Below are 9616 nucleotides of genomic sequence, written 5' to 3' on the forward strand. Positions count from 1 at the left end.
AGGCCCACCACCGCTCCGGCGGCCGGCGCGCACAGCATTCCGGCGCGGGCGGCCGGGCGGTCCCAGCGGGTGACACGGACCGGGAGAACGGTCAGGGTGCCGAAGGCGAACCGCAGGCCGTCACCGACCGAGGCCCGTGCGTCCTGTCCGTTCTTCTGCTCCCGTTCCCGCTCGCCGTTCGCGCCGTCGGCCGGTATGCCGGCTCCGTCGTCCAGAGAGGTCATCGCGCGAGCGTAGCCCCGGCCGCGAACGTCGAAAAGGCGGCCGTCACCGCGTCACCGTCCGGACTCCAGCCGGCGGCGGCGCAGCCAGCGCGGGAGTCCCGGTGTCTCCAGGAAGCCTTCCGCGCGGCCCGCCGCGAGGCCGATGCGCGGCAGATCGGCGCTCTTCTCGAAGAGCATGAAGCGTGGCTCCCAGATCGGCCGGTACTTGGCGTTGGCGCGGTAGAGCGACTCGATCTGCCACCAGCGCGAGAAGAAGCTGAGCAGCCCGCGCCAGAGCCGCAGCACAGGTCCCGCGCCCAGCTTTCCGCCACGCTCGAAGACCGACCGGAACATGGCGAAGTTGAGCGAGAGCTGGGCGATCCCGATCTCCGCGGCGCGCTGGAGGAGTTCGATGACCATGAACTCCATGAGGCCGTTCTCGCTGTCGCGGTCACGGCGCATCAGATCGAGGGAGAGGCCCTTGGGGCCCCAGGGAACGAAGCTCAGCACGGCACGCAACCGCCCTTGTTCTCCGCCTGGTTCGCCGTCCCAGCATTCGAGCATCACACAGCGGCCGTCGCCCGGGTCGCCGAGCCGGCCGAGCGCCATCGAGAAGCCGCGCTCGGTGGCGCCGTCGCGCCAGTCGTCCGCGCGGCGCAGCAACTCCGCCATCTCATCGGCCGGGATGTCCTCGTGGCGCCGGATACGAACCTGATAGCCGGCCCGCGCGACCCGGTTGTACGCCTGGCGCACGGTCCGCATCGCCCGTCCCTCCAGAGCGAATTCGGCCGTCTCGACGATCGCCTCGTCTCCCAGTTCCAGCGCGTCGAAACCGTACCGGGCGTAGATCGTGCCCGCCTCCTCGCCCGCTCCCATGACGGCCGGGATCCAGCCGTGCTCACGGGCCTCGGCCAGCCAGGGCACGATCGCGCCGGGCCAGGCCTCCGGATCGCCGATCGGATCGCCGGAGGCCAGGGAGACACCGCCGACGACGCGATAGGTGATGGCCGCCTTGCCGGTCGGTGACCATACGACGCTCTTCTCGCGGCGCAGCGCGAAGTAGCCCAGGGAGTCGCGCTCGCCGTATCTGTCCAGCAGCAGACGCAGCTTCGCCTCGTCCACCGGCGTGAGCGGATCGACCGCGCGCCGTGAGCGGAAGGCCGCGTACACCACGGCGAGCAGCAGCAGCGTGGAGAGGACGTTGATGGCGACATTGGCCCAGCCGGGAGTGGTGATCCCGGGGAACCGCGCCTCGTCCGCCGTCAGCGAGACCAGCCGTGTCGCTCCGTAGCGCCAGCGCTCGGGAAAGGTCGAACCGCCGCGCGCGGTATTGGTGACGGTGACGATCAGGGCGGCCACCAGCGAGGTGACGAGCAGTCCGCCGGCCGCCACGGCCGCGGCGAGCTTCGGATTGGACCGGTCGCCCTTCGCGTAGAACTCGGGCCGGCCGAGCAGCAGGGCGCAGACGAAGGCGGCGGACAGGGCGAGCGAGATCCAGTTCTGCGGATAGCGCCTGATCTCCGGAAAGTCCATCACAAGGGCGAAGAGCAGCAGGAAGAGCCCGGAGAGCACGAGATTGAGGATCCAGGCCGCGCGTTTGCGGCGGCGCATGGTGACCGCCAGGAAGAGCGTGAACACGCCCGAGGCGAAGCCCGCGGTGAGCAGATACGGGGTGAAGTAGTTGTCGGTGTTGTGACGCCGCAGATCCTGGCCGAGGGAGACCCAGACGGCGCTGAGGAAGTTGACGAAGGTGACGGCGCGCAGATACCAGACGGCGAACGCCGCGGCGCGCCGCGAACGGTCGGTGCCTCGGCTCGATCGATCGACAGCCAGACGGACTTCTCCCATGAAAACGATCATATGGGGCATTCCGCTTGATGGGACGGCTGAGACCGCCGTCAGTGGCGGCGGCCCGGCCCGTCTGTCGACACCTCAGCCGGCCGTGCCTTCCTCGGCCTTGACGGACTCCTCGGTCTTGACCGTCTCCCCGGTGGTCCCTTCGACGGACTCCTCGGCAGGCTCCTCGGCGGACTCCCGCTCCGGCAGCTCCGCGGCGAGGGCGGCGGCGGCCTGGACGAGCGGCAGCGCGAGCAGCGCGCCTGCGCCCTCGCCGACGGTGATGCCCTGGTCGAGCAGCGGTGTGAGCGCCATCCGGTCCAGCGCCTTCGCCTGGCCGGGCTCACCGCTCATCTGTCCCGCGAGCCACCAGTCGGGCGCGCGGAACGCGGCCCGCTGGCCGACCAGTGCGCAGGCCGCCGCGACCACACCGTCCAGGATGACGGGCATCCGCCGTACCGCGCTCTGGAGCAGAAAGCCCGTCATCGCGGCCAGATCCGCGCCGCCCACCCTCGCCAGCAGCTCCAACTGGTCGCCGAGGACAGGACGGGCCCGCCGCAGCGCGTCACGGATCGCCGCGCACTTGCGCATCCACGCCAGGTCGTCGATGCCCGCGCCGCCGCGCCCGGTGACCACGGACGCGTCCGTGCCGCACAGCGCGGCGATCAGCGTGGACGCGGGTGTGGTGCCGCCGACGCTCAGATCGCCGAGGACGATCAGATCCGTGCCCGAGTCCGCCTCCTCGTCGGCGATCGCCATCCCGAGCCGTACGGCCCGCTCGGCCTCCTCGGTGGTCAGCGCGTCCTCGATGTCGATCCGCCCGCTGCCGCGCCGCACCCGGTGCCTTACGACCTCCTCGGGCAGCAGCTCCGGATCGCAGTCCAGCCCGGCGTCCACGATCCGCACCGGCACCTCGGCCCGGCGGGCCAGCACGGCGACGGGGCTCGCGCCCTCCAGCACGTCCCGCACCAGCCGGTAGGCACCACCGGCCGGCCGTCCCGACACACCGAGACCGGCGACTCCGTGATCGCCCGCGAACAGTACGACGCGGGGCTGGCGCACGGCCTTGACCGGTACGGAACCCTGCGCGGCGGAGAGCCACTCGCCCAGCTCGTCGAGCCGCCCGAGCGCACCGGGCGGCACGACCAGCCGCTCGCGCCGCGCTTCGGCGTCCCGCCGCGTCCCGCTGTCGGGACGCTCGATCAGATCGGAGAAGTCATCGAGGTTCAGCACCTCTGAAGATTACCGGGGCGCGTTGTGGCTGGGCTGCGGTGCCGTGTCCTCAATCGCCGGACGGGCCGGGTTTTGCCGGCCGGTACGGGTGCGCCTGGCGGCGCGGGGCCGTTGCGGGCACCCACCAAGCCCGTCCGGCGTTCGAGGACGGAACCGTCACCGGACGGACACGCGGCTGCTCAGCGCAGCGTGAGCGGTTGGCCTGCCACCACCAGCAGAACCGACTCGCACTCGTCCGCCACCGCCGCGTTCAACCGGCCCAGTTCGTCCCTGAACCGGCGGCCCGACGCCGTCGCCGGGACCACGCCCGATCCCGCCTCGTTCGTCACGAGGACCACCGTGCGCCGGGTCTCGCGGATCGCGGTGGCCAGCGACGCGGTCCGTCGGCGCAGCGCCGTCTCGCCGCCTGCCGTCCACGCCGTGTCGTCCCACGCGTTCACCCGGTCCATCGCGTCGGTCAGCCACAGCGACAGGCAGTCGATCAGCAGCGGCGGTCCCTCTTCCGCGAGCAGCGGTACGAGGTCGCAGGTCTCGGCGGTGCGCCAGGATCCGGGCCGTCGTTCGCGGTGGGCGCGGACGCGGGCCGTCCACTCGGCGTCGTCCTCGCGGCGACCGCCCGTCGCCACGTACAGCACGCCCGGGAACGCGGCCAACCGCCGTTCGGCCTCCCAGGACTTGCCGGAGCGCGCGCCGCCCGTCACCAGCGTGCGCCTGGGCACTTCCGGGCCCGGGTGGTACGCGCCGACCGTCAGCGTCGTACCGTCCGGGACGGCGCGCGCGCCCGCCGCCGCGAGCTGTCGGTCCAGTTCGTCGCCGGGCGGTACGTCATGGTCGAGATGGACGGCGACGACCGCCGTCGCGGGACCGACCGTACCGGCCGCCCGCAGCCGCGCCACCGCGTCGGGCCGCCCGGTGACATCCGCGGCCACCAGGTCGTAAGGAGAAGGAGCCGTGGCGGCGCGGCCGTTGTCCGGTACTCCGGCGGGCGCACCGCCCGGCGGCAGATAGAGCAGCCGCTCGCCTCCCGGCCCTGTCACCTCGTACCCGGTGCCCGGCGCGTCCATCGCCAGCGCCCGCACCCGGTGTCCGCTGAGCAGCGTCAGCACCCGCCCGTCCGCCACCCGTCCCGCCGCGGGCAGCCCGGCGGGCAGCTCCATCGCCGGGCCGTCGTGCGGATGGGTGAGCAGGACCTGCCGTACACCCGCGAGCGAGTGCCCGGCACGGGCCGCGGCGAGAGCGGCGCCCGGCGTCAGATCCAGCAGCAGCACACTGTCCACCAGCAGCGCGGTCGCGGCACGGGCCCGCTCGCCACGGGCGGTCGCGCAGGCGGCGCAGGGACAGTGAGGACGAGGAAGCCCGGCGGGGGCTCCGGTGCCGAGCAGAGTCAGTTCCACGGGGATGATCCTCCCGTGTCACCGCCGAGGGTGCGCGCCCGGCTACGCTGCGGGCAGGAAATCGATCAGTTCCGCGGGACCCGGGAGGCGCATATGGCGTGGACGTGGCGGTTCGAGAAGGCCGACGGTACGGAGGTCCCGCCTGCGGTGGAGCCGGAGGAGTTCACCACGCAGGGAGACGCCGAGTCGTGGATCGGCGAGGCGTGGAAGGAGTTGCTGAGCGGCGGCGCCGAGCAGGTGTCGCTGTTCGAGGACGGCAGCAAGATCTACGGCCCGATGAGCCTGCGCGCCGACTAGGGTCTTTCGTCTGGATCTGGCCGGATCAGGGAGCGCCCGCCGCGGCAGCGGCCGATGTCACCGCGGGCACGCGAGCCCGGCAAGATCCAGACGAGAGGCCCCAGGGTCTGAGCGAGAGCCGACCGCACACGCGGGACGCCCGTGGCCCGGACCGACCGGTCGGCCGCGGGCGTCTTCATGTCCGTACGGCGTCACCGCACGGCGTACCGTCTACATCTCGCCGAGCGTGACCTCCGTCGTCTTCGTGCCGCCCGCCCGGACATAGGTCACCTTGACCTTCTGTCCCGGCTTGGCCGGCGCGAGTGCCTCCGCGAGTGAGGTGATCGTCGTGATCCGGGTGTCGCCGACCTTGACGATGATGTCCCCGGCCCGGATGCCCGCCTTCTCGGCCGCGCCGCCCTTCGTGACCGAGACCACCGCGACACCCGCCGGCTGGAAGTCCGCGCCGAGTACGGTACGGCCGGTGATCCCGAGGGCCGCCCGGCCCGAGTCCGTGACCTTGCCGTTCTTGATGATCTGGTCGGCGACGGTCCGCACCATCGACGCCGGGATGGCGAATCCGATGCCGGGCGCGGCCGAATTGCCGAGCTGCGGATCCGTCGCCGCCAGCGTCGGGATCCCGATCACCTGGCTGTCCAGATTGACCAGCGCGCCACCGCTGTTGCCCGGATTGATCGCCGCCGACGTCTGTACCATATTGGCGATCGTGGCGCCCGTGCCGCCACCGCTCGCGCCCTCGCTGACGGTCCGTCCGACCGCCGAGACGATGCCCTGTGTGACACTGCCCGACAGCCCCAGCGGTGAGCCCATGGCCAGCACGATCTGGCCGACCGCGACCTTCGAGGTGTCACCGAACGCCGCGGCCTTCAGTCCGCTCGGGATCTTGTCGAGCTTGACGACGGCGAGATCCTGCTCCGGGAAGCTGGAGACCAGCCGGGCCGCCAGCGGCTGCTCGCTGTTGGCCACCGTCACTCCGAACGTCCGCTGTTTGCCGACCACATGGGCGTTGGTGACGATATGGCCCTTGTCGTCGTAGACGATGCCCGAGCCCAGACCGTTTCCCGTGTCGATCTGGACGACCGACGGCAGTACGTTCTTGATCACGTTCTCGTAGTCGCTCTGGAGGCTGTTGGTTGAGCGTTGCGCGGCGGCGGGCTTGGGCGTGGACGCCGTGGAAACGGACACTGCGCCGTCCGCGCCCGGCGCGGTGCCTCTGCACCCGCCGACCAGGGCGACCACGAGCGCGACCGCGCAGATCCGGGCGGTGCGGATCCGGGTGGTCCGGGCCGGGCGAAGGGAAGCATTCATGCCCGGAGTATCCCTTTCGCCCTGTTGCGGCGGCCTGTGATACGCCGCCGATCAGGGGGTGGAGCGGACGGGACTCCCTGATCGGCGCACACCTCCGCACACCCGGGCTGCGGACCCGCAGCCCGCTCGGCGTGCCGTCCGCTCAGCGCGCCGCCGCCAGGAACTGCGTCGCCGCGAGCTCTCCGTACAGCGGATCGTTCGCCACCAGTTCGTCGTGCGTGCCCACCGCCCGTACCCGGCCCGCGTCCATCACCACGATCCGGTCCGCCAGCGTCACCGTCGACAGCCGGTGCGCCACCACCAGCACCGTCACACTGCGGGCCGCCTCCGTCACCGCGTCCCGCAGCGCCATCTCGTTGACCGCGTCGAGCTGCGAGGTCGCCTCGTCCAGAAGCAGCAGCCGAGGCCTGCGCAGCAGCGCCCGCGCGATCGCCACCCGCTGCCGCTCGCCGCCCGACAGCTTGGAGCCGCGATGGCCGACGAGTGTCTCCAGACCGTCCGGCAGCCGCTCCACGAGCCCGTCGAGCCTGGCCCGTACGAGCACCTCGTGTATCTCCGCGTCGGAGGCGTCCGGCGCGGCGAAGACCAGATTCTCGCGGAGCGTCCCGGCCAGTACGGGCGCGTCCTGCTCGACATAGCCGATGGCGGCGCGCAGTTCGGTCAGCGGCCACTCCCGTACGTCCTTGCCGTCGACCAGGACCCGGCCGCCGCTCGCCTCGTAGAACCGCTCGATCAGTCCGAAGACCGTCGTCTTTCCCGCACCGGACGGGCCGACGAAGGCCGTCATCCCTGGGCCGGGCACCTCGAAGGAGACTCCGTGGTGGACATACGGGAGACCGTCCCGGTAGCGGAATCTGACGTCCTCGAAGACCACCGTCGCGGGACCGTGGTCCGGACGGGCACTCGCCGACGCTCCGGATTCCGGCGGCCCATCCAGCGTCTCCGTCGCCAGCCGCTCCGCCTCCTCGATCCGGGCGACGGCCGCCGATCCCACCTGGTACTGCGTGACCGCCTCGACCAGCTTCGACACCGGATCGATCAGAAAGAACAGATACAGCAGGAAGGCGACGAGCGTCGAGACGGTGATGGCGCCCGAGGCCACCCGGGCGCCGCCGATGCCCAGCACCGCCAGGAACGACACCTGTACGGCCAGTCCGACCGAGGATCCGGCGACCGACTGCCACTTGGCGGACCGTACGCCGTGCTGCCACGCCCGCTCGGCCGCTGCCGCCACCACGGCGCTCTCCCGGTCCTCCGCGCCGGAGGCCTTGAGCGTACGGAACGCGCCGAAGGCACGCTCCAGCACCGTGGATATCTCGCCGACCGCCTCCTGCGAACGCCGGGTCGCCTGCGCGATCTTCGGCATCACCAGGGCCACGGCGCCGCCGATCAGCACGATCACGCCGAGCGTGACGCCGAGCAGCACCGCGTCCATCACGCCCATCAGCGCGATCGTCGCCAGGAAGGTGAGACCGCCGGTGGCCGCCGAGACGATCGACCGTGTCGTCACCGCGCGCAGCAGCGTGGTGTCCGAGGTGACCCGGGACATCAGATCGCCCGGCTGGGTCCGCTCCACCTCGGGCAGCCGCAGCCGCAGCAGCCGTCCGATCAGCGTGCGGCGGGCGGCGAGGACGACGGACTCCGCAGTCCGCTCCAGCAGATACGAGGCGACCGCCTCGATCGCCGTGCCCGCCACCACCAGAAGCGTGAGCAGCAGCAGGATCCCGGTGATCGAGCCGTCGTCGCCGAGCCGGTCCACCAGGGCCTTGGCGGCGAGCGGCTGGGCCAGTCCGGTCGCGGCGCCGATCAGCGCGAGGAAGCCGCCGAGGGCGACGATCCGGCGGTGCGGCCGGAAGTGCTGGTACAGGGCCCGCCAGGTCTCGCCGGCGGAGAGCCTGGGCGTCTCCGGCGGCCCGTCCGAGACTTCCTTCGTATCCGCCGGATCCTCGGGAGCGCCCAGGGCTGTCGCGTCTGTTGGTACCGCTGATGCCGTTGGTGAATCCCGCTCGCCCGTATGTTCCGCGTGTTCCGTACGTTTACGTTCCGCACGTTCCCGCACGCTCTCGCGCGCGTCATCGGCTCTGCCGCCGTTCTCCACACTGGTCACCTTCGTGAGGACGCGGCACAGGCCCCGTCGCCTGACTCAGCCGCGTACTTCACACATCAGCCGCGCACTCCGCACAGATGCAGCAGCGCGGCGACCCGGCGGTACGGTTCCGTACGTCCCGCCCGGTCCTCCGCCGCCAGCAGCCGGTCCAGTTCCTCGCCGGCCGGCGGCTCCGTACCGTCGGGCGCTCCGTCCGTGAAGACCCGTACGCCGTACCAGGCGTGCAGCGGTGCCGCGATCCCCGCCAGCGTGGCGGTCAGCCGCTCCAGCCGGTCCGCGCGCACCCGCAGTCCCAGCCGGTTGGTGTACGTGTCCGCCTCGAATGCCTCCAGCGCGCCCGGCCAGTCCCCGGCCAGCCCCGGCCGCAGCGCCAGCGCGTCGCCGTTCCGTACGAGCAGTGAGAGCAGACCGCCCGGCGCCAGCATCCTGGCCAGGCCCGCGAGCATCGCGTCCGGCTCGCCGACATACATCAGCTCACCGTGGCAGAGCACCACGTCGAAGCTGCCGGGCAGAAAATGGACGCCGGTCTGCAGACCGTCGCCCTCGATCAGCCGGACCCGCTCCTGTATGCCCGCGGGCTCGTCGGCGAGTGTCTCCCGCGCCCTGGCGAGCATTCCGGCGTCGGACTCCAGTCCGGTCACCGTGTGTCCCGCGCGTGCCAGCCGCAGGGACTGAGTGCCCTGCCCTGCCCCGACATCCAGTACACGCAGCCGCTGTCCCACCGGGAAGCGGCCGGCTATCTGCTCGTCGAGCTGGCGCGCGACCAGCTCCTGCCGTACGACATTGCGCAGCCCGCCCAGCTCGGCGAGCCAGTTCGCCGAACCGCCGGCGAAACCGGGAATCTCCGCGCTCAGGGCCGCTCTCCGCGCTTGACCTGCGGCTTGGGCAGCCGGAGTCGGCGCATCTGGAGCGTACGCATCAGGCCGTAGGCCACGGCACCGCGCTTGGGCGTGTCCGGGAAGCGCTCGGCGAGCTGCTTGCGCAGCCGGAACCAGATACCGACCGAGTCCACCACGATCAGCACGATCACGACCAGCCACAGCAGCAGCGCGATGTTCTGGAGCTGGCCGACCCGCACCATGCTCAGTACGAGGATCACCACGGCGAGCGGCAGGAAGAACTCCGCCATGCAGAACCGGGAGTCCACGTAATCGCGCACGAAGCGCCGTACCGGGCCCTTGTCACGGGCGGGCAGGAAGCGCTCGTCACCGCTGGCCAGCGCCTCGCGCTGGCGGGGC

General features: G+C 71.7%; 8 protein-coding genes and 1 pseudogene. 1 reads left to right on the forward strand and 8 read right to left on the reverse strand.

Annotated elements, in window-relative coordinates; translation table 11 throughout:
- The 4 genes and pseudogenes from GA0115259_RS07510 to GA0115259_RS07525 form a co-directional block, all read right to left on the reverse strand.
- Positions 1-224 (reverse strand): annotated as a pseudogene (locus tag GA0115259_RS07510) (hypothetical protein); the annotation flags it as partial.
- Between the two features lie 51 nt (positions 225-275).
- Entirely contained in the window at positions 276-2051 is a 1776-nt protein-coding gene (locus tag GA0115259_RS07515; protein WP_093592701.1) for a phosphatidylglycerol lysyltransferase domain-containing protein, read from the reverse strand.
- Between the two features lie 84 nt (positions 2052-2135).
- Positions 2136-3269 carry a nicotinate-nucleotide--dimethylbenzimidazole phosphoribosyltransferase gene (gene cobT, locus GA0115259_RS07520; protein WP_093592704.1) on the reverse strand — a complete coding sequence of 378 codons (1134 nt, stop codon included), beginning with the start codon at positions 3267-3269 and terminating at the stop codon, positions 2136-2138.
- Positions 3270-3451: 182 nt separating this feature from the next.
- Positions 3452-4666: a bifunctional adenosylcobinamide kinase/adenosylcobinamide-phosphate guanylyltransferase gene (locus GA0115259_RS07525; RefSeq protein WP_093592689.1), complete on the reverse strand. Its 1215-nt coding sequence runs from the start codon at positions 4664-4666 to the stop codon at positions 3452-3454.
- A 93-nt stretch (positions 4667-4759) separates the two neighbouring features.
- Between GA0115259_RS07525 and GA0115259_RS07530 the strand changes: the two genes are divergently transcribed.
- A complete protein-coding gene (locus GA0115259_RS07530; RefSeq protein ID WP_093592692.1) occupies positions 4760-4963 on the forward strand; it encodes a hypothetical protein in 204 nt (67 codons plus the stop codon).
- 210 nt (positions 4964-5173) lie between these two features.
- Here the strand turns inward: GA0115259_RS07530 and GA0115259_RS07535 are convergent, their stop codons facing one another.
- The 4 genes from GA0115259_RS07535 to GA0115259_RS07550 form a co-directional block, all read right to left on the reverse strand.
- Positions 5174-6271, reverse strand: a complete 1098-nt coding sequence (locus GA0115259_RS07535) for a S1C family serine protease (protein WP_093592695.1) — start codon at positions 6269-6271, stop codon at positions 5174-5176.
- Positions 6272-6413: 142 nt separating this feature from the next.
- The gene (locus GA0115259_RS07540) at positions 6414-8138 is read right to left on the reverse strand and encodes an ABC transporter ATP-binding protein (protein ID WP_237539831.1); all 1725 of its coding nucleotides are present in this window, start codon (positions 8136-8138) and stop codon (positions 6414-6416) included.
- A 296-nt stretch (positions 8139-8434) separates the two neighbouring features.
- Entirely contained in the window at positions 8435-9178 is a 744-nt protein-coding gene (locus tag GA0115259_RS07545; RefSeq protein WP_093592711.1) for a class I SAM-dependent methyltransferase, read from the reverse strand.
- 50 nt (positions 9179-9228) lie between these two features.
- A partial coding sequence (locus tag GA0115259_RS07550) for a DUF3043 domain-containing protein (protein ID WP_093592698.1) occupies positions 9229-9616 on the reverse strand: 388 nt, incomplete at its 5' end.

Source organism: Streptomyces sp. MnatMP-M17, assembly GCF_900091995.1.
GTDB lineage: Bacteria > Actinomycetota > Actinomycetes > Streptomycetales > Streptomycetaceae > Streptomyces.